Origin of the sequence: Streptomyces sp. 4N124 (assembly GCF_052245395.1) — a bacterium.
Taxonomy (GTDB): Bacteria; Actinomycetota; Actinomycetes; order Streptomycetales; family Streptomycetaceae; genus Streptomyces.
Map to the genome: position 1 here is coordinate 37787 of NZ_JBQQBS010000058.1, position 21732 is coordinate 59518.

General features: G+C 69.9%; 22 protein-coding genes. 11 read left to right on the top strand and 11 right to left on the bottom strand.

All coding sequences use genetic code 11. The annotated features are described in order from the left end of the window. Nucleotides 1–125 precede the first annotated feature (125 nt). Nucleotides 126–785 (top strand): HAD-IA family hydrolase, encoded by a 660-nt coding sequence (locus ACTWQO_RS38990; protein WP_443242115.1) that lies wholly within the window; start codon nt 126–128, stop codon nt 783–785. A 157-nt stretch (nt 786–942) separates the two neighbouring features. On the opposite strand, the gene ACTWQO_RS38995 is transcribed toward ACTWQO_RS38990, so the two are convergent. Beyond that, nucleotides 943–1905, bottom strand: coding sequence for a peptidoglycan-binding domain-containing protein (locus ACTWQO_RS38995; protein WP_443242116.1), 963 nt, complete (start codon nt 1903–1905; stop codon nt 943–945). A 160-nt stretch (nt 1906–2065) separates the two neighbouring features. On the opposite strand from ACTWQO_RS38995, the gene ACTWQO_RS39000 reads away from it, so the two are divergent. The 4 genes from ACTWQO_RS39000 to ACTWQO_RS39015 all read left to right on the top strand — a co-directional run bounded on the left by ACTWQO_RS39000 (nt 2066) and on the right by ACTWQO_RS39015 (nt 5849). Next, nucleotides 2066–4147: an MDR family MFS transporter gene (locus ACTWQO_RS39000; protein ID WP_443242117.1), complete on the top strand. Its 2082-nt coding sequence runs from the start codon at nt 2066–2068 to the stop codon at nt 4145–4147. Nucleotides 4148–4213: 66 nt separating this feature from the next. Continuing rightward, nucleotides 4214–4807, top strand: a complete 594-nt coding sequence (locus tag ACTWQO_RS39005) for a hypothetical protein (protein WP_443242118.1) — start codon at nt 4214–4216, stop codon at nt 4805–4807. Between the two features lie 150 nt (nt 4808–4957). Beyond that, on the top strand, nt 4958–5536 hold the full coding sequence (locus tag ACTWQO_RS39010; RefSeq protein WP_443242119.1) for a hypothetical protein: 579 nt from the start codon (nt 4958–4960) through the stop codon (nt 5534–5536). Between the two features lie 13 nt (nt 5537–5549). Next, the gene (locus tag ACTWQO_RS39015; RefSeq protein WP_443242120.1) at nt 5550–5849 is read left to right on the top strand and encodes a hypothetical protein; all 300 of its coding nucleotides are present in this window, start codon (nt 5550–5552) and stop codon (nt 5847–5849) included. On the opposite strand, the gene ACTWQO_RS39020 is transcribed toward ACTWQO_RS39015, so the two are convergent. Continuing rightward, nucleotides 5838–6284: a J-domain-containing protein gene (locus ACTWQO_RS39020; RefSeq protein WP_443242121.1), complete on the bottom strand. Its 447-nt coding sequence runs from the start codon at nt 6282–6284 to the stop codon at nt 5838–5840. The genes ACTWQO_RS39015 and ACTWQO_RS39020 overlap by 12 nt on opposite strands. Nucleotides 6285–6364: 80 nt before the next feature. Here ACTWQO_RS39020 and ACTWQO_RS39025 point away from each other — a divergent pair, with 80 nt between their 5' ends. Continuing rightward, nucleotides 6365–6757, top strand: a complete 393-nt coding sequence (locus ACTWQO_RS39025) for a hypothetical protein (RefSeq protein ID WP_443242122.1) — start codon at nt 6365–6367, stop codon at nt 6755–6757. 20 nt (nt 6758–6777) lie between these two features. Here the strand turns inward: ACTWQO_RS39025 and ACTWQO_RS39030 are convergent, their stop codons facing one another. Beyond that, on the bottom strand, nt 6778–7449 hold the full coding sequence (locus tag ACTWQO_RS39030; RefSeq protein ID WP_443242123.1) for an O-methyltransferase: 672 nt from the start codon (nt 7447–7449) through the stop codon (nt 6778–6780). A 255-nt stretch (nt 7450–7704) separates the two neighbouring features. On the opposite strand from ACTWQO_RS39030, the gene ACTWQO_RS39035 reads away from it, so the two are divergent. After that, nucleotides 7705–9744 (top strand): bifunctional glycosyltransferase 87/phosphatase PAP2 family protein, encoded by a 2040-nt coding sequence (locus ACTWQO_RS39035; RefSeq protein ID WP_443242124.1) that lies wholly within the window; start codon nt 7705–7707, stop codon nt 9742–9744. A 12-nt stretch (nt 9745–9756) separates the two neighbouring features. Here ACTWQO_RS39035 and ACTWQO_RS39040 read toward each other — a convergent pair whose 3' ends face one another. Genes ACTWQO_RS39040 through ACTWQO_RS39050 form a run of 3 tightly spaced genes read right to left on the bottom strand, consistent with a single transcriptional unit; the run spans nt 9757 to nt 12125 of the window. Next, a complete protein-coding gene (locus ACTWQO_RS39040) occupies nt 9757–10860 on the bottom strand; it encodes a ligand-binding sensor domain-containing protein (RefSeq protein ID WP_443242125.1) in 1104 nt (367 codons plus the stop codon). After that, nucleotides 10853–11704 carry a hypothetical protein gene (locus tag ACTWQO_RS39045; RefSeq protein WP_443242126.1) on the bottom strand — a complete coding sequence of 284 codons (852 nt, stop codon included), beginning with the start codon at nt 11702–11704 and terminating at the stop codon, nt 10853–10855. Before ACTWQO_RS39045 ends, ACTWQO_RS39040 begins: the two co-directional genes overlap by 8 nt. 46 nt (nt 11705–11750) lie before the next feature. After that, nucleotides 11751–12125, bottom strand: a complete 375-nt coding sequence (locus tag ACTWQO_RS39050; RefSeq protein WP_443242145.1) for an ATP-binding protein — start codon at nt 12123–12125, stop codon at nt 11751–11753. Between the two features lie 98 nt (nt 12126–12223). Between ACTWQO_RS39050 and ACTWQO_RS39055 the strand changes: the two genes are divergently transcribed. Both ACTWQO_RS39055 and ACTWQO_RS39060 read left to right on the top strand, forming a co-directional pair. Beyond that, the gene (locus tag ACTWQO_RS39055) at nt 12224–13072 is read left to right on the top strand and encodes a helix-turn-helix domain-containing protein (protein ID WP_443242127.1); all 849 of its coding nucleotides are present in this window, start codon (nt 12224–12226) and stop codon (nt 13070–13072) included. Beyond that, entirely contained in the window at nt 13032–13316 is a 285-nt protein-coding gene (locus ACTWQO_RS39060) for a DUF397 domain-containing protein (RefSeq protein WP_443242128.1), read from the top strand. Before ACTWQO_RS39055 ends, ACTWQO_RS39060 begins: the two co-directional genes overlap by 41 nt. On the opposite strand, the gene ACTWQO_RS39065 is transcribed toward ACTWQO_RS39060, so the two are convergent. Beyond that, a complete protein-coding gene (locus tag ACTWQO_RS39065) occupies nt 13300–14469 on the bottom strand; it encodes a steroid 3-ketoacyl-CoA thiolase (RefSeq protein ID WP_443242129.1) in 1170 nt (389 codons plus the stop codon). The two genes, ACTWQO_RS39060 and ACTWQO_RS39065, sit on opposite strands and share 17 nt — an antisense overlap. Before the next feature lie 269 nt (nt 14470–14738). Here ACTWQO_RS39065 and ACTWQO_RS39070 point away from each other — a divergent pair, with 269 nt between their 5' ends. Beyond that, nucleotides 14739–15974, top strand: a complete 1236-nt coding sequence (locus ACTWQO_RS39070) for a cytochrome P450 (RefSeq protein ID WP_443242130.1) — start codon at nt 14739–14741, stop codon at nt 15972–15974. Between the two features lie 185 nt (nt 15975–16159). Then, a complete protein-coding gene (locus ACTWQO_RS39075; protein WP_443242131.1) occupies nt 16160–17281 on the top strand; it encodes an amidinotransferase in 1122 nt (373 codons plus the stop codon). An 80-nt stretch (nt 17282–17361) separates the two neighbouring features. Here ACTWQO_RS39075 and ACTWQO_RS39080 read toward each other — a convergent pair whose 3' ends face one another. The 4 genes from ACTWQO_RS39080 to ACTWQO_RS39095 form a co-directional block, all read right to left on the bottom strand. Next, complete coding sequence (locus ACTWQO_RS39080; RefSeq protein WP_443242132.1) at nt 17362–17781, bottom strand: transglycosylase SLT domain-containing protein; 420 nt, start codon at nt 17779–17781, stop codon at nt 17362–17364. Nucleotides 17782–18117: 336 nt separating this feature from the next. Further along, entirely contained in the window at nt 18118–18927 is an 810-nt protein-coding gene (locus ACTWQO_RS39085; RefSeq protein WP_443242133.1) for an ECF transporter S component, read from the bottom strand. Then, the gene (locus ACTWQO_RS39090) at nt 18924–20603 is read right to left on the bottom strand and encodes an ABC transporter ATP-binding protein (RefSeq protein ID WP_443242134.1); all 1680 of its coding nucleotides are present in this window, start codon (nt 20601–20603) and stop codon (nt 18924–18926) included. The genes ACTWQO_RS39085 and ACTWQO_RS39090 overlap by 4 nt, the downstream gene beginning before the upstream one ends. Further along, nucleotides 20600–21724, bottom strand: a complete 1125-nt coding sequence (locus ACTWQO_RS39095) for an energy-coupling factor transporter transmembrane component T (protein ID WP_443242135.1) — start codon at nt 21722–21724, stop codon at nt 20600–20602. Before ACTWQO_RS39095 ends, ACTWQO_RS39090 begins: the two co-directional genes overlap by 4 nt. Nucleotides 21725–21732: the final 8 nt, after the last annotated feature.

Genomic DNA, 21732 nt, shown 5'->3' on the forward strand with positions numbered 1-21732 from the left:
GGCCGCGTTTTGTACCGTGGAGAAACAAAGTGGCTCCGCCCGTTTTCCCTGACCGGCGGGCGGGCCCGCTTTGTTCTTGTTGTTCCTCGGGGGCCAGCCTTCTCTTCCGCGTCTTGGAGTTGCCGATGACGGCCACGACCGTGCTCACCGCCCGTGCCCTGCTGCTCGACATGGACGGCACTCTCGTCAACTCCGATGCCGTCGTCGAGCGGATCTGGCGGCGTTGGGCCGAGCGGAACGGGCTAGATGGGGACGAGGTCATGAAGGTCGCGCATGGGCGGCAGGGGCATGCCACGATGGCGCTGTTGCTGCCGGAGCGGGCGGTGGAGCGTAACCATGCGGACAATGCGCGGATGCTCGCGGAGGAGACGGCCGACACGGATGGCGTCGTCGCCATCCCGGGTGCTCCGGAGTTCCTGGCCTCGCTGCGTGGGTTGCCGCATGCCCTTGTCACTTCTGCGGACGTTGCCCTCTCTGCGGCTCGGATGACTGCCGCGGGGCTTGCTCTGCCCGAGGTGCGGATCACCGCTGAGTCGGTGGGTGCGAGTAAGCCTGATCCGGAGGGTTTCCTCAAGGGCGCGGCTGAGCTGGGCGTTGCTCCGGCTGATTGTGTTGTCTTCGAGGACTCGGGTGCGGGTATTCAGGCGGGGCGGGCTGCGGGGATGCGGGTTGTGGGGGTCGGGGTGCGGGCCGGGGTCCATGAGCCGGATGTGGTGGTGCGGGACCTTACGCAGGTGCGTGTGGAGGGCGTGGGGGACGGGACGCTTCGGGTGCACGTCGGGTAGGGCGCCGGTGCTGTGAGGTTCCCGGCGTGGGGGCTGGCGTGGGGGTCGGTCGCGCAGCCCGGCGCTTGCGGGGTGCCGCCTGCGCCCACCCGTGCCGCCCCAGGCGGCACGCATGCCCGCAGCTGCGGCAGCGCGACTGCCCGCAGGCTCCGTGGCCCTATGGCTCCTGTGTTTCCGACTCCAGGCGCTCCCGTGTCTCGAGGTCGTAGACGCCGTACTCCGGCGGCACGATGCCTCGCCACAGCTGGTACTGGCGGACCGCGTCCTCGACGCCCTCGTTGTAGTTGCCCTTGGCCTCCCTCGAGTAGACGTCGGCCTGGGTCAGGCGTAGTTCGAGTTCGATGACCTCCGGGCCCTGGTCGCCGCGGCTCAGGACGGGGGGTTCGGCTTCGCGGCCGTTTTCCGGTCCGCCTGCGGAGTCGGTGGCGCTGGCGGTCGGGGCGGTGGTCTTCGTCGGGGTGGGGGTCGGGGGCGGTGCGGGGGTGTTCGAGCGGGTCGGCGTCGGTGTGGGGGTGCCGCTCTCGGTGGGTGTGGGTGATGGTGCCGGGGATGTCGGGCCTGCGGATGTCGTGCTCGCGGACGGTGACTCGGGGGCCGCGCTGGGCGTGGTGTCCGGCACGCTTGCCCGGACCTCCTCCGGCAGGGCCTGGTCCCGGGTGGGGGTGTCGTACGAGAAGAGGCCGCTCGCCAGGCCGGCCGCCGTGATGGCGGTGACGAGGACGCCTGCGACGCCGAACATGAGGGTGCGGCGGGGGCGGCGGGGTTGTTCCTCGTCCGGGGCGCCCGGGGCGCTGCCGAAGGGGGCGGGCTCGCCCGTGAACAGGCTCAGGTCGGCGTCACTGGGCTCGGTGGCAGCCGGTGCCGGTGGAGTCGGCGGTACGGCCGGCAGCGGCATCGTGGAGTGCGGGTCCGCGACGCCCTGCGCGCCCTCCGGTGCGCTCTCCAGTTCGACGTACGGCCGGATGCGCAGCGGATCGAAGTCCTCCGCCGCTGCCGCCTCCGCCGTACGCACATCGCGCAGCGCCTCGGCCGCGCGCTCGGTGCAGGCGCAGGACGGGGTGTTGTCGGGCCCCCTGGGTGCCCCGCACTCCGGGCATTGGTGACCCTTCGGCTCTGCCACGCGTCAGTTCCCTCCCCTTACGAACTCCAGCGATTATGCAGACCCTTCCTCCACACGTTCCACACGCGCCCCGGAATAGCGCCTTCCACTCGGATTGAACAGGCCATAACCGGTCACACCGGCCAGGATGGAGGAGTAACGAGAGCCGCGGGAGGTCTTCATGGCCGGGGATGCGCACGGTAGGACGGGGAATGTGCACGACGGACAGCCCCCGGAGCGGCCCCCCAAGAAGGGGGTCGCCGCTCAGGAGAACGTCTCCGCGAACGTCCTCGTCCCGATCGGCGCCCTGCTCCTCGGGATGCTGCTCGCGGCCCTCGACCAGACCATCGTGTCGACCGCGCTGCCCACCATCGTCAGCGACCTCGGCGGTCTGGATCACCTGTCGTGGGTGGTCACCGCGTACTTGCTGGCGTCGACGGCGGCGACTCCGCTGTGGGGCAAGCTCGGTGACCAGTACGGACGGAAGCGGCTGTTCCAGATCGCGATCGTGATCTTTCTGATCGGATCGGCGTTGTGCGGAATGGCGCAAAGCATGTTCGGACTGATCGCGTTCCGGGCGCTTCAGGGTGTCGGTGGCGGCGGGTTGATGGTGCTGTCGATGGCGATCGTGGGCGACCTCGTGCCGCCGCGTGAACGCGGGCGCTATCAGGGGCTGTTCGGCGCGGTCTTCGGCGCGACGAGTGTGCTCGGGCCGCTGCTGGGCGGGCTGTTCACCGAGCATCTGAGCTGGCGCTGGGTGTTCTACGTCAATCTGCCGGTCGGCGTCGTCGCGCTCGCCGTCATCGCGGCGGCCCTGCACGTCCCGCACCGGGCGGCCAAGCACGTCATCGACTACCTCGGCACGTTCCTGATCGCGTCGGTCGCCACGTGCCTGGTGCTGGTCGCCTCTCTCGGCGGTACGACGTGGAGTTGGGGTTCGCCGCAGATCGTGGGGCTTGCGGTGCTCGGAGTCGTCCTCGTGGTGGCGTTCGTGGCCGTGGAGCGCAAGGCGGCGGAACCGGTCCTCCCGCTGAAACTCTTCCGCATCCGCACCTTCACCCTCTCCGCCGTCATCAGCTTCATCGTCGGCTTCGCGATGTTCGGCGCGATGACGTATCTGCCGACGTTCCTCCAGGTCGTACAGGGCGTCAGCCCGACCATGTCCGGCGTGCACATGCTGCCGATGGTGCTCGGCATGCTGCTGGCCTCGACCGCGTCCGGGCAGATCGTCAGCCGCACCGGCCGCTGGAAGGTGTTCCCCGTCGCGGGCACCGGCGTCACGGCGCTGGGCCTGCTCCTCCTCCACCAGCTCGACGAGCACAGCTCGACGGCCGAGATGAGCACGTTCTTCTTCGTCTTCGGTCTCGGTCTGGGCCTCGTCATGCAGGTGCTGGTGCTGATCGTGCAGAACGCGGTGTCGTACGAGGATCTGGGCGTCGCCACGTCCGGTGCGACCTTCTTCCGGTCCATCGGGGCGTCGTTCGGCGTGGCGATCTTCGGCACGATCTTCGCGGGGCGGCTCGGCGAGAAACTCACGGACGCGTTCCGGGGCGCTCAACTGCCGCCCGGTGCCTCGGTGGACGCGCTGGAGGCCGACCCGCGCGGCATCGCGGAACTGCCCGCGGCACTACGACCGTCGGCGCTCAGTGCGTACGCGTCCTCCATCACCGACGTCTTCCTGTACGCCGCTCCCGTCGCCCTCCTCGGCTTCGTCCTCGCGTGGTTCCTCAAGGAGGACCGGCTGCGGGGGTCGGTGACGGCGCCCGACCTCACCGAGACGCTCGCCAGCAATCCGGTCGAGCGGTCGTCGTACGACGAGGTGTGCCGGGCGCTGTCGGTGCTCGGTACACGGGAGGGGCGGCGCGAGATCTATCGCACGATCACCGAACGGGCGGGGTACGACCTGCTGCCGGCGGCGAGTTGGCTGCTGCTGCGGATGAAGAAGTACGGGTGGGCGGAACCCGGTGTTCTCGCCGAGCGCATCTCCGTGCCGCTCACCGTCATCCTTGAGGCCGCGCGGCAGGTCGAGGAGCGGAGGCTGGCCGTCCGTGAGGGGATGGACCTTGTCCTGACCGACCGGGGCCGCGCGATCGCCGAACGCCTGGCCCAGGCCCGGGAGGACTCCCTCGCGGACCTCCTCGGCAACTGGTGGACCTCCGACCGGCCCACCGATCTCACCCAGCTGGTCAAGGAGCTGAACGAGGAGCTGTGCGGGTCGGAACGGGAGCGGCCGCGTAACGGGGCGGCGGGGCGGGCCAGTTGATCGCCGGCGGCGGTTCGTGTCCTAGGCTGATCGCCACGCTGTCTCCTGGAGGGGGGCGAGGGGTTCATGGTGGGTAGCGGCGATGACGGTCCGGAGTTCAAGGGCCGTGGCGAACATGTGCTTGAAGTTCCGGACGGGCTGTCCGGTGGATCCGGTGGACGCGTGATCCTGGAGGCGTGGGCCGGATTCTTAGCCCCTGGTTTCCAGATGTACGCAGTGCGGGAGAACGGCCGGCAGCGGAAAGAGGAATTCCTCGGGAGGTCGGGGGTGGGGCGTGGGCGGGCCCACGTTCTGTTCCCCGTGGGGATCTATCCCCGTATCCGTATCGACGGAGGGGTACGCAGTCCGGGGCGCTGGAACGTTCGCTTCCTCGCCCTGGATTCCCTGCCCGAACTGGCCTCGGAGAATACGGCGGAAGCGTCGCGGTTCTTCTCCGTCAGCGTGCCCGGTGTCGAGGTTTCCGTCGAATTCGGATCGGGCGGCGGTTGTCTTGCCCTCTACAGTCCTGAGGGCAAGGAACGGCAGGTGCTGGCAAGGCACTCGAGACGTTTCGAGGATGTCGTCACGATTCCTCGCGCCGGGCTTCTCGCGGTCGAAGGTGAAGATCTCGCGTGGGGGGCGATGACGTCCTGGTCGCTGCGTGTACGGAAGTCCGCGTAGCCGCATATCGATACAGCCCCGCGCCCTTTCCGGCGTGCAGTCACCGGCGGCCCTCGTGCGGGCGCCGTTTGAGGTGGGGGGTTGGGGCAACTCGGGCGATGGACCGGCTCGTAGGGAGAGTCGGGTGGGTCGAGAACCCGGAAGGCATTCATGTCTGGCGTGATCATCGCTCTGATCGTGATCGTGGCGGTCGCCGTCATCGGCGCGGCCGTCTATCTGACCCTGCGCGGCCGGGGTTCGTTCGGCGGCGGCAGGGATCTCAAGAAGCGCTTCGGGCCCGAGTACGACCGGACCGTGGCCCGGCACGACGGGGACAGGCAGGCCGCCGAGCGCGAGCTGGCCGAGCGGGTGGAGCGGCACGGGGGGCTGAAGGAACAGCCGCTGGAGCCTGCGGTGCGTGACCAGTACGCGGCCCGCTGGACGGCCGTGCAGGAGCACTTCGTCGAATCGCCGCGCGTGGCGGTCACCGAGGCCGATCGGCTGCTGGCCGAGATCGCGGCCGTCCGCGGTTTCCCGGACGGCGAGCACTACGACGAACAGCTCGCCGCGCTGTCCGTGCACCACGCGGACCATGTGCACGGCTACCGGCGCGTCCACCGCGTCGCGAACGCCCGTATGGGCACCGACGGGGACAGCCGCGCCGGTACGGAGCAGATGCGGGAGGCCCTGATCGAGGCCCGGAAGCTGTTCGAGGACCTCGTCGACACGCACCAGCTGCAAAGGAGTTGAGGACTTGAAGAACATGCCGGAAGCGACAACCCCGCTCCTCCCGCACGACGAGCGTGACAAGCTCACGGAGCGCCTTCAGCACGCGGTCTCCGGATTCGTCGACGCACCCCGGGCCTCCGTCGAGGAGGTCGACCGGGTGGTCGAGGAGATCACCGGCCGCGTCACCGACTCCCTGACCCAGCGCCGGCGCACCCTGCGCAGGACATGGCAGTCCGCCGAGGCCGAGGAGTCCGTGGCGAGCACGGACACCGAGCAACTGCGTCTCGCCCTGCGCGACTACCGCGAGCTCGCGGAGCGGCTGCTACGCATCTGAATCGACTGAGCCGTCTGAGTCGACTGAGCCACCCGCCGTCCGGCGCTCCCGCCACTGCCGTACGACATCCTCGACGTCGTACGGCTTCATCCCCAGCGGGGGACCGGGCGGCGGCTTGAACATCATCTCGCGGATCTTGACGTTGACGTCCGTGATGATCTTCCGGGCGATCCGTTCCGACGGTGCGACCAGCGCGGCCGCCAGCGCGTCCTCCGCCTCCTTGCGCAGCGCGAGGCTCGGCGGCAGCACCGACCATCCCTCGCGGGCCATCTTCTCCTTGATCCACCACAGTTCGTCGTACGTGGTGTCGTAGCCGGACGGCAACGGCTTGCCCGCGCCCGGCAGTTGGGCGAACTCGCCGCGTCCCTCGGCGTCGCGGATCTGCTTGTCGACCCAGGACTCGAACGGCACACCCGGTGGCTTTCGCTCGGTCATGAGTCCATTGTGCCGGACGCGGTGGGGCCGGGCGATTTATCATGCGGCGGCCAGGTAGGGACACTTCACGAGGAGCGCACGTGCTCGAACTCACCATGGCCGCCGTTTCCGCGGCGGACGCGGGCGCCACGGCCGGCATGCTCATGGCCGACGCGCCCAGTGACCCGGGCGCCGTGCTGCGGGTGGGCCGGGACAAGTCGGTGTGCAGGTTGTCGACGCCCGACGACTGGCTGTTCGTCTCCCGGGTCCACCTGGAGTTCCTGTGCGGACCGGACGGCACCTGGCAGGTGACCTGGCTGCGCGGCTCCCAGCCCGATCCGTCCTCCGAGGTGCGGCTGACGGTCGGCCAGCATGTGCAGCCGCTGGGCTACGGCGGGACGGTCCCGCTGCCGAGGGGCGGCAGCGGCGAGATAGTCATCGTGGACCGCACCGCCCCGCGCAGCGTCAACGTCGGCTTCTATCACGAGTCTTGAGCCACCGAAGCCCCGAAGCGTTACGCGAGCACGCGGGCCAGCGCGAAACCGTCGTAGCCCTTGCTGCCGACCGTCTGGATCGCGGTGCCGCTGAGCCTCGGGTGGGAGCCGATGAGTTCGAGGGCGGTGCGGGTGCCGCGGACGTCCGGGGAGGTGTCGTCGGCGTCGGCGACACGGCCGCCGCGGACGACGTTGTCGACGATGATCAGGCTGCCCGCGCGGGTGAGCTTGAGCGCCCACTCGACGTAGCCCGGGTTGTTGGCCTTGTCGGCGTCGATGAAGACCAGGTCGAAGGGGGCCGGGTTCTCGTCGGCGAGGTGGGGCAGTGAGTCCAGGGCCGGGCCGACCCGCACCTCGACGATCTTGTCGAGGCCCGCGCGGGCGATGTTGCGGGTGGCGACCTCGGCGTGCTTGGGGCTGTACTCGAGCGAGACCAGCCGGCCGTCGGAGGGGAGCGCGCGGGCCAGCCAGATGGTGCTGTAGCCGCCGAGCGTGCCGATCTCCAGGATGTTCCGGGCGCCCTGGATCTCGGCCAGCAGCTGGAGCAGCTTGCCCTGCGGCGCCGTGACGTTGACATGCGGGAGCTCGGCGGCCTCGCTGTCGCGCAGAGCGGCGTGCAGGACGTCGTCGTCCGGTGAGAGGTGGGTGGAGAAGTAGAAGTCGACGTCGTCCCAGCGCTGCGACTCGCTCATGCGCCTGCTGCCTTCCCTAGGGCTGGTCGGAAAGAACCGCGGTCGGGTTCCCTGCCAGTGTGATCCATCTCGCGTCCTGCAGAGGCAACCTCCCCTCCCCCGGTCTATCGTCTTCCAGACGAAAGAAGAGGAGACGTCAGGTGAAGCGGGGATGGCCTGCGTCCTTCTCCGGGGGCGGTGCGGGCCCCACAGGGTTCGCAAAGGGTCCTCACACGTGAGACGCGTGGGGCGAACGGGGCGGGAGGCCGACGAGGCGTGGCGAATGCGGAACACAGCGGGCGACCGGCGGGTGCGTTCGGGGCGACAGCCGTCGGTACGGCCAGGGCACGCCTGCGCGCGGCCCGCCTGGGACTGTGGCTGGTCGCCGCGATCCTCGCCGTACGGCAGGTGGCCGTCGTCCTCAGCACCCCGCGCGGAGAGCGGCTGACAGACCTGGAGACCTGGGTCGGCGACAACGGCGTCCTGCACGTCAACGGCTCGCTGTACGACTCGACGCAGTTCACCGGCACACCCGTGGTCGGCCTCGTCCTCAAGCCCCTCACCCGGTCGGCCGAACAGGCGCTCGGCTGGGGCTGGACCTTCGGCACCCTGCTGCTGGTCGTCGCGCTCGGTCTGGTCGTGGCCCGCGCCCTGCCGAAGCCGGTGACCTGGCGGGCCTCCATCCTGGCCGCGCCCGTCGCGATCAGCCTGCTGATGCTGTCGCTGCCCGTGCGCAACGCCTTCTGGTCCGGCCAGACCGGCATCATCCCCGTCCTGCTCGTCCTGGCCGGCTGCTTCGCCGTCCGCGGCGAGCGCGCCAGCGGCGTCCTGATCGGCCTGGCCGCCGCGCTCCAGCCGACGGTGCTGCTGTTCACCCCGCTGCTGTGGTTCACCGGCAGACGCCGGGCCGCCCTGTCCACGGGGGTCACGTTCGCCGCGTGCACGGCACTCGCATGGGCCGCGATGCCGCACGACTCGTACACCTACTGGGTGCATCACATGGCGGGCGTCGGCCTCGGCGGGGCGGCCGACGACCTCGCCAACCAGTCCCTGCACGGCGCGCTGCTGCGGCTGGGGCTGTCCGGTCCGCTGGAGATCGGACTGTTCCTGGCGCTCGGCGGGACCGTCGCCGTCCTCGGCCTGCGCCGGGCCGTGCGCTACGCCCGTGACGGCCAGCTGCTCCTCGCGGTCGCGGTCACGGGCTGCACGGCGATCGCGGTCTCCCCGACCACCTGGCAACACCAGCTCCTGTGGGTCCTCCTCGCGGTCGTCGGCCGGGTCGGCAAGCGCGCCTCCGACCGCTACGTCTGGCCGGTCGCCATCGTCATCGTGATGACCCTCCCGGCGAAGATGCTGCTGCCGAACATGTCGGCGGTGTACACGCTGCGCGACAACGTGGTCCTGATCGCCGCCGTGGCCGCCGCCACCGCCATCCCGTTCCTGTCGAGGACATCCCCGTACTACCGCGCCCCGATCCCCACGGAGTACGCCCCACCCGTCCCGGCCCGCTTCCAGCGCGTCCCCCTCCTGCCGTTCCTGCGCCGCGTCCTCACCCGCCCGAACCTGCTCCTTGAGCTGCTGCTCATCCGCGTCACCTACGCCGCCTACCAGAAGGTCCGCCTCGCGGCGACCGGCGGCAGCAACTCGGAGGGCCGGGCGACGGCCGAGCACCACGCCGACCAGATCCTGTCGCTGGAGCGGTTCCTGCACATGGACATCGAGCACTGGGCGAACCACGCCGTGGTCAAGGTCGACTGGCTGCGGGGCTTCTTCGACTTCTACTACACGTCCTTCCACTTCGTGGTCCCGCTGAGCGTGCTGGCCGTCCTGTACTGGCGCCGCCCCGTCGACTACCGCTGGGCCCGCGCCTCCATCGGCCTCACGACACTGCTGGCCCTGGTCGGCTTCTGGCTCTACCCGCTCGCCCCGCCCCGTCTGATGCCGGGCCTCGGCATCATCGACACCGTCCACGGCGTCCAGGACTTCTCCAAGCCGGACTACGGCACCCTGACCGCGCTCACCAACCAGTACGCCGCGATGCCGTCGCTGCACTTCGGGTGGTCCCTGTGGTGCGGGCTCGTCATCGCGATCATCGCGCCGAGGTGGTGGATGAAGGGGCTGGGGCTGCTGCATCCGTTCTTCACGTTGACAGCGATCGTGGTCACCGGGAACCACTGGATTCTCGACGCGGTGGGTGGCGCGATGGTGGTCGGTGCCGGCTTCGGGCTGGCGTACGTGTTCCAGGGGCCGCGGGCGCGGATGGTGAAGGAGGCCGCTGTCGGGGAGGAACGGGAGCTGGTGAAACCGGGCGCCTGAACCGGCGCCCGGTCACTCGCCAGGCAGTTCCCTTCTGGAGCTGGAGCCGGGCTGCAGGTATCGCCGGGTCACCTCGGCGATGTCCTGACGGCTGTCGCGCTTGCGGGCCCGGCTGATGCCGCCCGCGTCCGGCGCGTACGGGTACGTGCCGAACCAGAGGTTCCCGTCGCGGTCCTGCATGATCGCCCGCACCAGGTTCTCCACCAGGCCGTTGTCGCGGGTGAACGACTCCCACGCCGTGCCGTCGAAGCGGCTCACGCCCCCTTCGGTGCCGAACCACATCTTGTCGTCCCGGTCGATGAACATCGCGTAGACCCGGTCGTCCACCAGACCGTCCATCATGGTCATCCGGTGCCAGCCGCGGCCGTCGTAGACCGAGATGCCGCCGAGCGTGCCGAACCACATCCGGCCCTCGGGGTCCTCGAACATCGAGTAGACGCAGTCGTTGATCAGCCCGTCCCGGCGCGTGAACCGCTGCCACGACGAGCCGTCCCAGCGGCCGACGCCGGCGCCGCGCCCGTGCTCGTAGGTGCCGACCCAGATGTGACCGCGCGAGTCCTCGAACACCTTCAGGATCTCCAGGCTCGGCAGGCCGTCCTTCTTGGAGACGGAGTGCCAGCGCTGCCCGTCGAACCGGTGCAGACCGCCGCCCGAACTGGTGGCACGCCAGCAGCCCACCCACAGGTTCTGCTCGCGGTCGAAGCGGATGTTCAGGATGCTCTTGCCGGTCAGTCCCGCCTTGACGAACCTGCCGGTCTCGTCGTCGAGGCGGTTCAGCCCGGCGTTCGTCCCGGCCCAGATCGTCCCCCGTGCGTCCTGGGCGAGGCAGGTCACCGCGTCACTGGCCAGCCCGTGCCGCCGGTCGTAGACCCGCCAGGTGCCGTGCTCGTAGAGGGCGAGACCGCCGCCCCAGGTGCCGGCCCAGACGCGTCCGGCGGAGTCCTGGAACAGGTCGTAGATCCAGTTGTGCGGCAGCCCGTTCGCCGTGGTGAAGGAGTCCCACTCCAGGCTCTCGGCCTGCTCGTCCTCCTTCAGGAACTCCCTCATCAGGTCGCGCACGTCGCTGCGGGCCGTCGGCCCACGGGACGACCAGCGGCGCAGTGATTTGTCATTCATCGGCAATCCCATCCGATCCGTCGCGGGCGGCGTCGAGGAGTGCCTCCAGACGGCGGCGGAGTTCCAGCACGTGCTCGGCCTCCTCGTCGATGGCCCGCCGGATCTGCTCGTTGCGCTGCTGCATCCGCAGCCGGGTCTCCTCCGGGTTGTGGACCTCGGCGTCGGTGACATGCCGCCGGACGGACCGCAGCCGCTCCTCCAGCCGCCGCGCCGCCGCCCGGTACTCGCTCAGCCGGGCCGCGGCCTCCTCCTGGAGCACGGTCCGCCCTACGTCGTCCTCCGCGCCGATCTCGCCCCGGTACTGGATGACGAGCGCCTCCATGACGACGTAGTCCTTGGCCTTGTACGCGGAGTACGCCACATCGAAGACCGCGAAGGAGGCGTCCGAGGTGTCCGCGTGGACCGAGGGGAGGACGATGCGCTTGAAGTCCCGGACGATGCGTTTGCGCGCGGCGTCGTCCAGTCCGTCGTCGCCGTCCGCGATCGGCTCGTCCTCGGCGTCGGGGGCGGCGTCATGGCGGGCCGTCTCCGCCGCGTCGTCCGGCTCGGCGGTGAGCACGGCATGGACGTCGTCCTCGATCTCCTGGGCGCTCTCGTAGCCGTCCCGCTCGATCCTCGTACGGATCCGGTCGAGCTCCGCCTCCAGACGCCTGCGCTGCCCGATGATGTCGTGCAGCTGTTGCGCGGCATGCAGCACCTGCGTGCTGAACGTGTCCTCGAACTCCCGCATCCGGCCGGACAGTTCGATGTACGCGGCGAGCGCGCGCACGACCTGTTCCCGCACTTCGTTGGTCGCCTGGATCAGGGCCGCGGTGGTCTCAAACCTGGGGACAAGTCTGCTCACGCCCCAACTCAACCGGCCATCGGTCGGGACCCCTCCCGAAAGCCACTCATCCGCTCGGGCCACGGCACTCGAACCACACGGTCTTTCCGCCGTCCGCTCGCCGGTCCACCCCCCATTTGTCGACCACCGCGTCCAGCAGCACCAGCCCGCGCCCGCCCTCCGCCTCCGGCGGCAACTCACTCCGCAGGATAGGCACTCGGGAGCACCCGTCGGACACCTCCACCCGCACCCCGGCCCCCGCCTGCCGCAGCACCACCAGCTGGCATCGCCGGTCCGGCACATGCCGTACGACGTTGGCTACCAGCTCGGTCACGGCCAGTTCGGCCGCGTCGGACAGCTCCGCCATATTCCACTCGCGCAGCAGCGAGCGGACGATACGGCGGATGTGGCGAGCCGAGTGTGCGCCGACGGTGAGGCGCATGGAGTACTGAATTGGTTCGTTCACACTACGAGGTTGGCCTGGCGTGACTACTGTGGGCTACCGAACGGATACAACTGGCTCTGCAGTGGGGGCTGTTAGTGACGCACATCAATGTCCTGGATCCGGGGGCCTCGCCGCTCGACTACTACGGGTTCGAGCTGCGCCGCCACCGAGAGGTCGCCGGTCTGACGCAACGCCAGCTCGGCGACATCCTCAACTACACCGGCTCGATGGTCGGCCAGATCGAGACGGCCCGGAAGCTGCCGACGCCGGAGTTCAGCCAGCGGGCGGATGCGGCGCTGGAGACGGGCGGGTTGCTGTACCGGTTGGTTGATCTGGTGCTGCGTAGTCAACTACCGGCGTGGTTTAGGCAGGTGGCGGAGTTGGAGGCGCGGGCCACCGAAATCTGTTCCTTCCACACGCACCTGGTGCACGGTCTTCTCCAGACCAGGGCGTACGCGCGTGCCGTGCTCGGCGTGCTGGACGAGACCAACCTCGACGACCGCACCGCTGTACGACTGGCCCGTCAGCGCATCTTCGAGAAGGAGGAGCCGCCGGTCTTCTGGATGATCGTCAGCGAGGCCGCCCTGTACCAGAACATCGGTGGCCGGGAGGTCATGTCGGAACAACTCGCCCAGCTGTTGGCCTTCGAGAGCAACCCGCGGATCAACGTGCAGGTGCTTCCGTTCTCGGCGGGCGCGCACTCGGGGCTGCAAGGCTCGTTCGACCTCTTCCGCTTCCCCAGCGATCCATCCATCGTCTACACCGAGGGGTACGGCAGCGGGCATCCGACCGCCAACCCGGACACCGTCAAAGACTGCTCGCTCCGTTACGATCATCTTCAAGCCGCCGCGCTCTCCCTCGGGGACTCGGCGGGGTTGATGCGGCGCTTGATGGAGGAACGCTATGGCGAGCAGCGCAGTTCCGACGGGGATCCAGTGGCGTAAGTCCAGCTACAGCGGTGACCAGGGCGGCTCCTGCGTCGAGTGCGCGCCGCTCGGGCCTCTGGCCTGGCGCAAGTCCACGCACAGCAGCGATCAAGGCGGCGATTGCGTCGAGATCGCCGAAGCCCCCTCCACCACCATCGCCATCCGCGACTCCAAGAAGACGACGGGCCCCGTGCTCACCTTCCAGCCCGCCGCCTTCTCCACCTTCATCGACTGGACGACGACGGCTACAACCGCTGAATGATCGTGCCGGTGGCCAGCCCGCCCCCGGCGCACATGGTTACCAGGGCGAACTCCTTGTCGGCGCGTTCCAGTTCATGCAGGGCCGTGGTGATGAGCCGCGCACCTGTCGCGCCCACCGGATGCCCGAGGGCGATCGCACCGCCGTTGACGTTGACCTTCGCCAGGTCCTGCTCGAAGACCTGGGCCCAGCTCAGCACCACCGATGCGAAGGCCTCGTTGATCTCGACGATGTCGATGTCCTTGAGGGACATGCCCGCCTTGCCCAGCACGGCGCGCGTCGCGTCGACCGGTCCGTCGAGGTGGAAGTGGGGGTCGGCGCCGACGAGGGCCTGGGCGACGATCCGGGCCCGGGGACGGAGTTTCAGCGCCCGTGCCATCCGTTTCGACGCCCACATGATGGCGGCCGAACCGTCCGAGATCTGCGACGAGTTGCCCGCCGTATGGACGGCCGTAGGCATGATCGGCTTCAGTCCGGCGAGCGCGTCCATGGTGGTGTCGCGTAGGCCTTCGTCCTTGTCCACGAGCCGCCACATGCCCTGTCCGGCCCGCTGCTCGTCCTCGGTGGTGGGCACCTGGACGGCGAAGGTCTCGCGCTTGAACCGCTCCTCGGCCCAGGCGCCCGCGGCCCGTTCCTGGGAGATGAGCCCGAGGGAGTCGACGTTCTCGCGGGTCAGCCCACGATGGCGGGCGATCCGCTCCGCCGCCTCGAACTGATTGGGCAGGTCGACGTTCCACTCGTCGGGGAACGGCTTCCCGGGCCCGTGCTTGGACCCCGACCCCAGCGGCACACGTGACATGGCCTCGACGCCGCAGCTGATGCCGACGTCGATGACGCCCGCGGCGATCATGTTGGCCACCATGTGGGAGGCCTGCTGGGAGGAGCCGCACTGGCAGTCGACGGTCGTGGCGGCCGTCTCGTACGGCAGGCCCATGGTCAGCCACGCGGTGCGCGCGGGGTTCATGGACTGCTCGCCGGCGTGGGTGACGGTGCCACCGACGATCTGCTCGACGCAGTCGGCGGGGATGCCGGTGCGGCCGAGGAGTTCACGGTAGGTCTCGCCCAGGAGATAGGAGGGGTGGAGGTTGGCGAGCGCGCCGCCGCGCTTGCCGATGGGGGTGCGTACGGCTTCGACGATCACGGGTTCCGCGGCCATGGGGGTGGGTCCTCTCCTCGGGTTACCCGCGCGGCGCGGGGGCGTCCCGGCCCAGCCCGCCACGCAGAACTAGTACGCGTTCTAGTTCTGCCAGCAGTTTGCTGACACGCCGTCCATCGCCGCAAGGGTCGTGCAGCCTCCGAAGTTGCGATCTGCACGAGTTCTGCACGCAATTGGGTGCGCCGTACCCCTTGCTACTTGTAGAACCCGTTACTACCTTCACGGCGATTCCCCGTTACTGATGGACCGTCAGATGGCCGGAGCCGCCGATGTCCTGTCCAGCGCTTCCCGACGGGTTCGACTTCACCGACCCCGATCTGCTGCAACACCGAGTCCCGCTGCCGGAGTTCGCCGAGCTGCGCCGTGCCGAACCGGTCCGCTGGATCCCCCAGTCGTCCAACCTCGCCGGTTTCCAGGACGAGGGGTACTGGGCCGTCACCCGGCACGCGGACGTCAAGTACGTCTCCACGCACCCCGAGCTCTACTCCTCCTACCTCAACACCGCGATCATCCGCTTCAACGAGCACATCGAGCGGGACGCGATCGACGCCCAGCGCCTGATCCTGCTCAACATGGACCCGCCGGAACACACGAGGGTCCGCCAGATCGTCCAGCGGGTCTTCACGCCGCGCGCGATACGGGCGTTGGAGGACCGGCTGAGGGCGAGGGCGGGCTCCATCGTGGCGGAGGCGCGCGCCAACCCGGGCCCCTTCGACTTCGTCACCTCCGTCGCCTGCGAACTGCCCCTCCAGGCCATCGCCGAGCTGATCGGCATCCCGCAGGACGACCGGGCCAAGATCTTCGACTGGTCCAACAAGATGATCTCGTACGACGACCCGGAGTACGCGATCACCGAGGAGGTCGGCCAGGAGTCGGCCACCGAGCTCATCGCCTACGCGATGAACATGGCCGCCGACCGCAAGCAGTGCCCCGCGAAGGACATCGTGACGACCCTGGTGTCGGCCGAGGACGAAGGCAACCTCAACTCGGACGAGTTCGGGTTCTTCGTGCTGATGCTGGCCGTGGCGGGCAACGAGACCACGCGCAACGCCATCACCCACGGCATGCACGCATTCCTCACGAACCCCGAGCAGTGGGAGCTGTACAAGGCGGAGCGTCCGGCGACCGCCGCCGAGGAGATCGTCCGCTGGGCCACCCCGGTCAACTCCTTCCAGCGCACCGCCACCCAGGACACCGAACTCGGCGGCAAGCAGATCAAGAAGGGCGACCGGGTCGGCATCTTCTACGCCGCCGCCAACCACGACCCCGAGGTCTTCGACAACCCCGACACCTTCGACATCACCCGCGACCCGAACCCGCACCTCGGCTTCGGCGGGGGAGGCCCGCACTACTGCCTCGGCAAGTCCCTGGCCGTCCTGGAGATCGACCTGATCTTCAACGCGATCGCCGAGGCGATGCCGGACCTGCGGCTGGTGGGCGACCCGCGGCGGCTGCGCTCGGCGTGGATCAACGGCGTGAAGGAACTCCAGGTGAGTCTGGCGTGACGCTCGGGCCGGCGGCTGCTCCCGGCGCGCCGCCGGCCCGTCCCGAGGGAGGCAGGAGCATCCCCCTACGCCCCGTTCCTGCCTCCCCCGCGACACCTCACCGGACGTAGCGGAGGCATGGCTCGCGGCGATTTGGCAACTCGGTGACCGAGCTTTTGCCCGTCCGTTACCGAAAGCGCCGGAGCATGACCGCCACCTCAACCACGACCGCGCCCGCAGCCGAGCCCCTCACCTCCCCGGTCCATTCCCACAACGAGTGGGACCCGCTGGAGGAGGTCATCGTCGGACGTCTCGACGGCGCCACCATCCCCTCCGGCCACCCGGTCGTGACCTGCAACATTCCGGGGTGGGCGGCGCGGCTGCAGGGGCTCGCCGCCGGCGTCCGGTATCCGCGCATGCTGATCGAGCCGGCCCAACGGGAACTCGATCAGTTCGTCGAGCTGCTGCGCTCCCTCGGCATCACGGTCACCCGCCCCGACCCGGTCGACCACCGGCGGCGCTTCGGCACCCCCGACTGGTCGTCGTACGGCTTCTGCACCACCTGCCCGCGCGACAGCATGCTCGTGATCGGCGACGAGATCATCGAGACGCCGATGGCCTGGCCGTGCCGGTACTTCGAGACCCACCCCTACCGCGCGCTCCTGAAGGACTACTTCCGGCGCGGCGCGCGCTGGACGGCCGCACCGAAGCCGCAGCTCACCGACGACCTGTTCGACCCGGACTTCCGTGTCCCCGGGCACGGTGAGCCCATGCGGTACATCCTCACCGAGTTTGAGCCGGTCTTCGACGCGGCCGACTTCGTACGCGCCGGACGGGACCTCTTCGTCACCCGGAGCAATGTCACCAACCGCATGGGCATCGAATGGCTGCGCCGCCACCTCGGCCCCGGCTACCGCATCCACGAGATCGAGAGCCGCTGCCGCACGCCGATGCACATCGACACGACCTTCCTCCCGCTGGCGCCGGGAAAGGTCCTGGTCAACCCCGAGTACATCGACGTAGACCACCTCCCCGACGCCCTGCGCTCCTGGGACGTCCTCATCGCCCCCGAGCCGGACCCGATCGACGAGCGCCTGCTCAAGGTCACCTCGATGTGCGGCAAGTGGCTCAGCATGAACGTCCTCATGCTCGACAGCACCCACGTGATCGCGGAACGCCACCACACCAGGATGCTGCGTGCCCTCGAATCCTGGGGCTTCGAGCCCGTCCCGTCCGACCTGCTGCACTACGCCCCGTTCGGCGGATCGTTCCACTGCGCGACTCTCGACATCCGCCGCCGGGGGACGCTGGAGTCCTACTGCCCCTGAGGCAAGGGGAGTTGGTACGGCGAAGGCGGCGGCCCCGGGGATCGGGGGGCCGCCGCCTTCGCCTGCTGTGGGGGCCGGGATCAGTACCAGCCGTTGGCCTGCCAGAAGTTCCAGGCGCCGACCGGGCTGCCGTAGCGGTCGTTCATGTAGTCGAGACCCCACTCGATCTGGGTCTTGGCGTTGGTCTTCCAGTCGGAGCCGGCGGAGGCCATCTTGGAGCCCGGCAGGGCCTGGACCAGGCCGTAGGCGCCGGAGGAGGCGTTCATGGCGTCGACGTCCCAGCCGCTCTCGTGCTCGACGATCTTGCTGAAGGCGTTGTACTGAGCGGTGTTCGGGATCATCTGCTTCGCGATCGCCTTCGCCTGGGCGGCGGAGGAAGCGGGCGCCGCCTGCGCCGGGGCCGCGGTCAGGACCAGGCCGGTGGCGGCAGCGGCCACGGCGGCGGTCGTGAGGGCCTTCTTCGGGGACGCGATGCGGCGAGCGATGCGGGAGACAGACACGGAGAACCTTTTTCTTCGGGGACAGTGCGCCGCGGACATGCCGGTGCCGCACGGAGGCGGTGGGAGCATGCGTCGGCGCCGCGGCCCTGAGGGCACGTCGGCGCCGTGCGACGTCATCCAGAGAAGCAGGCCGGGAGGGGGTCCGCAATGACCCCTTTTACTAGTTGTAGTCGCATCTGGGGTGATCGAGGCCTGTGTGACGTGGCTCTCTATGTGCAGGTCAGAGGCCAGAATGGCGTGGGCATGGCATCCGTTTTGTCCGACTAAGCAGGATCGTAGGTGATCTGAGTCATGTGGGGTGGTTCACCGCCTCGCTGACAGACGGTCCATGCCCTCTCACCCTGCGGGAGCGTCGAATGTGACCGGCGCCTCGAAAGCCGCCCGTCGCGTGGCCCGGCGCAGCGCCCTGAGGATCACCGGGCCGAGCGTGACGGTGAGGGCGACCGTGACGAGCGCGCGGCCCAGGTCCCAGCCGAGCGACGTGGCCGCGCAGTACGCGATGAAGCGGGCCAGGTTCGCGGACACCGCCGCGTGCGGGTCGAAGGCGACGTTCGAGGCGAGCGCCCCCATGAAGGGCCAGCCCGCCAGGTTCATCACCGTGCCGTAGGCGAAGGCCGCCAGGAATCCGTACGCGGCGAGGAGGACGAGTTCCATACGGCCCTGCAGGCGCCCGGCGCCCGGCAGCAGCCCCGCACCCATCGTGAACCAGCCCATCGCCAGCATTTGGAACGGCATCCACGGGCCCACCCCACCCGTGAGCAGCGCCGACGCGAACATGGTCACCGAGCCGAGGACGAAGCCGAAGCCGGGGCCGAGGACGCGGCCGCTCAGCACCATGAGGAAGAACATCGGCTCCAGGCCGGCCGTCCCGGCACCGAGGGGACGCAGGGCCGCGCCGGTCGCGGCCAGCACACCCAGCATCGCCACCGCCTTCGGTCCGAGCCCCGACTCGGAGATCGTCGCCGCCACGACCGCGACGAGGAGCACCAGCAGGCCCGCGAACAGCCAAGGGGCGTCCTGGGCGTGAGCGCTGACCTGGGAGGTGGGCGGCGCGAGGAAGGGCCAGCCGAAGGCGATCACTCCGACCGCGCTGACGAGGGCGAGGGCGGTGAGGGAGCGGGGGCCGAGGGGGACCACTCGTGTCATGCCAGGGCCTCCCTCACCTGCGTGACCGTGAGCCACCGCTGTGGGGCCAGGATCTTCGTGACCTGCGGGGCGAAGGAGGGGGACGACACGACGACCTCCGCCGTCGGGCCGTCGGCGATCACCTCGCCCTCGGCCAGGAGGACCACCCGGTGCGCGAGTTCGGCGGCGAGTTCCACGTCGTGGGTGGCGAGGATGATCGCGTGGCCCTGCGCGGCCAGTTCGCGCAGGAGCGTGACCAGGCGGGCCTTCGCCGCGTAGTCGAGGCCGCGGGTCGGCTCGTCGAGGAGGAGGAGTGAGGGGCGGGCGGTGAGGACGACCGCCAGCGCGAGCGTCAGACGCTGGCCCTCGGACAGGTCGCGCGGGTGCGTGTCGTCCGGGATGCCGGGGAGGAGTTCGGAGACGAGGGTGCGACAGGTGCCGGGCGCTGCGCCGGCGTCGGTGTCTGCGGCTGTGCACTCGCCGGCGACCGTGTCTGCGTAGAGGAGGTCTCGGGGTTCCTGGGGGACCAGGCCGACGGCTCCGCCGGTGGTGACGGATCCCTCCGTGGGTTTTACGAGGCCGACGAGGGTGTTGAGGAGGGTGGATTTTCCGGCGCCGTTGCGGCCCATGAGGGCGATGGTTTCGCCGGGGGAGACGGTGAGGGTGATGTGGTGCAGGGCGTGGATGTGGTCGCGGGTTACGGAGAGGGCTTGTACGTCGGCTGCGTAGGGGGATTGGGGGGTGGGGGTGCGTTTGCGGCGGAACCAGCCGTGGGGGGTGCGGGCGCCCAATGGGGTGGGGGGTGTGGGTTGTTGGCGGGCGCGGGTGCGTTGTGGCTGGTCGCGCAGTTCCCCGCGCCCCTTGACAGCGATGCTGTCCCGTCCTTCAAGCCGTTGCCGTAGGTCCGCCGCCCGCCGGCGTGCGTCTCGGACCGTCAGGGGGAGTGGGGTCCAGTCCGCCAGGCGGCCCAGGGCTACGACCGGCGGATACACCGGGGATATGGCCATCACCTCGGCCGGGGTGCCGAGGAGCGGGGTGGCGCCGGGGGCGGGGAGGAGGGCGATCTGGTCGGCGTACTGGACGACTCGCTCCAGGCGGTGTTCGGCCATGAGGACGGTCGTGCCGAGGTCGTGGACCAGGCGTTGCAGGACCGCGAGGACTTCCTCGGCGGCTGCCGGGTCTAGGGCGGAGGTCGGTTCGTCCAGGACGAGGACCTTTGGGTGGGGGGTGAGGACCGAGCCGATGGCGACGCGTTGCTGCTGGCCGCCGGAGAGGGTGGAGATGGGGCGGTCGCGGAGGTCGGCGAGGCCCAGCAGGTCCAGGGTTTCCTCGACCCGGCGGCGCATCACGTCCGGGGCCAGGCCCAACGACTCCATGCCGTAGGCGAGTTCGTCCTCGACGATGTCCGTCAAGAAGTGGGAGAGGGGATCCTGGCCAACCGTGCCGACCACGTCGGCGAGTTCGCGCGGCTTGTGGGTGCGGGTGTCGCGGCCGGCCACCGTGACCCGGCCGCGCAGGGTGCCGCCGGTGAAGTGCGGGACGAGGCCGCTGACCGTGCCGAGGACGGTCGACTTGCCGACGCCGGACGGGCCGACGAGCAGGACCAGTTCGCCCTCGGGGACCTCGAAGTCGACGCCCGTGACGGTGGGTTCGGCCGCTCCGTCGTACGTCACGGAGACATCGTCGAAGCGGATCATGGATTTTCCTTTGGAGCGGGGACCAGGAAAGCGGGGAGCAGGGCGAGGAGTACGGCTGCCGCGGGCCAGAGGGGGAGGGTGGGGGCGACCAGGGGGACGAGGCCCGGGTGGAGTGCGGCCGGGTCATGGGTCCCGGCGAGGGTGAGGGCCGCGGCCACGGCCACGCCGGATGCGGTGACCAGCCAGGCCTGCGCGCCCCACGGGTCCGGGCGGTAGCGGGTGCGCGGGGAGCGGCGGCCACCGAGGTGGAGTCCGGCGAGGGCCGCGGCGACTCCGGCGAGCAGCACCGGGAGGCCGTATGTGCCGCCTTCGGCGGTGAGGAGTCCGTACGTTCCCGCGCAGACGCCGAGCAGGCCGCCGAGGGTGAGGGCGGTGGTCGTACGGCGGACGGCGGGCGGGACGTCGGCGGTACGGCCGTAGCCGCGGGCGTCCATCGCGGCGGCGAGGGCGACGGAGCGTTCCAACGCGCCCTCCAGGACGGGGAGTCCGACGGTGGCGAGGCCCCGGATGCCCCTGTCGGGGCGGCCACGCAGACGGCGGGCGGCGCGGCGGCGCTGGACGTCGGCGATGAGGTTCGGCGCGAAGGTGAGGGCTACGACCACTGCGACGCCCATCTCGTACAGCGCGCCCGGGAGGGACTTGAGGAGACGGGACGGGTTGGCGAGGGCGTTCGCCGCGCCCACGCAGATGAGGAGCGTGGCGAGGCGCAGGCCGTCGTAGAGGGCGGCGAGGAGGGACTCCGCCGTGACCTTTCCGCCCAGGCGGATGCCCTGTGCCCAGTCCGGGAGGGGGATTTCGGGGAGGGTGAGGAGGGTGTGCGTGCCGGGGATGGGGGAGCCGAGGGCGATCGCGAAGAGGAGGCGGATGGCTATGACGGCGAGGGCGAGTTTGACGAAGGCGGTGTAGGAGCGGGCGGTGGGGGTGTTGGCGCGGCAGGTGGCTACGACGTAGGCGGATGTGGCGATGAGGAGGGTGAGGAGGAGGGGGTTGGTGGTGCGGGTGGCGGCGGTGCCGAGGGAGAGGGACCAGAGCCACCAGGCGCCGGGGTGGAGTTGGGGGCGGGGTCGGTGGCGGGGGGTGGGTTCGCTTACCGGCGCTGGCCGGGTGCCGCCTGCGCCCACCCGTGCCG

Excerpts from the sequence above, each read along its gene's own strand:
- ACTWQO_RS38990 (WP_443242115.1), top strand. The coding sequence starts at position 126 with ATGACGGCCACGACCGTGCTCACCGCCCGTGCCCTGCTGCTCGACATG.
- ACTWQO_RS39000 (WP_443242117.1), top strand. The coding sequence starts at position 2,066 with ATGGCCGGGGATGCGCACGGTAGGACGGGGAATGTGCACGACGGACAG.
- ACTWQO_RS39005 (WP_443242118.1), top strand. The coding sequence starts at position 4,214 with ATGGTGGGTAGCGGCGATGACGGTCCGGAGTTCAAGGGCCGTGGCGAA.
- ACTWQO_RS39010 (WP_443242119.1), top strand. The coding sequence starts at position 4,958 with ATGTCTGGCGTGATCATCGCTCTGATCGTGATCGTGGCGGTCGCCGTC.
- ACTWQO_RS39015 (WP_443242120.1), top strand. The coding sequence starts at position 5,550 with ATGCCGGAAGCGACAACCCCGCTCCTCCCGCACGACGAGCGTGACAAG.
- ACTWQO_RS39020 (WP_443242121.1), bottom strand. The coding sequence starts at position 6,284 with ATGACCGAGCGAAAGCCACCGGGTGTGCCGTTCGAGTCCTGGGTCGAC.
- ACTWQO_RS39030 (WP_443242123.1), bottom strand. The coding sequence starts at position 7,449 with ATGAGCGAGTCGCAGCGCTGGGACGACGTCGACTTCTACTTCTCCACC.
- ACTWQO_RS39040 (WP_443242125.1), bottom strand. The coding sequence starts at position 10,860 with ATGAATGACAAATCACTGCGCCGCTGGTCGTCCCGTGGGCCGACGGCC.
- ACTWQO_RS39050 (WP_443242145.1), bottom strand. The coding sequence starts at position 12,125 with ATGCGCCTCACCGTCGGCGCACACTCGGCTCGCCACATCCGCCGTATC.
- ACTWQO_RS39060 (WP_443242128.1), top strand. The coding sequence starts at position 13,032 with ATGGCGAGCAGCGCAGTTCCGACGGGGATCCAGTGGCGTAAGTCCAGC.
- ACTWQO_RS39065 (WP_443242129.1), bottom strand. The coding sequence starts at position 14,469 with ATGGCCGCGGAACCCGTGATCGTCGAAGCCGTACGCACCCCCATCGGC.
- ACTWQO_RS39070 (WP_443242130.1), top strand. The coding sequence starts at position 14,739 with ATGTCCTGTCCAGCGCTTCCCGACGGGTTCGACTTCACCGACCCCGAT.
- ACTWQO_RS39075 (WP_443242131.1), top strand. The coding sequence starts at position 16,160 with ATGACCGCCACCTCAACCACGACCGCGCCCGCAGCCGAGCCCCTCACC.
- ACTWQO_RS39085 (WP_443242133.1), bottom strand. The coding sequence starts at position 18,927 with ATGACACGAGTGGTCCCCCTCGGCCCCCGCTCCCTCACCGCCCTCGCC.
- ACTWQO_RS39090 (WP_443242134.1), bottom strand. The coding sequence starts at position 20,603 with ATGATCCGCTTCGACGATGTCTCCGTGACGTACGACGGAGCGGCCGAA.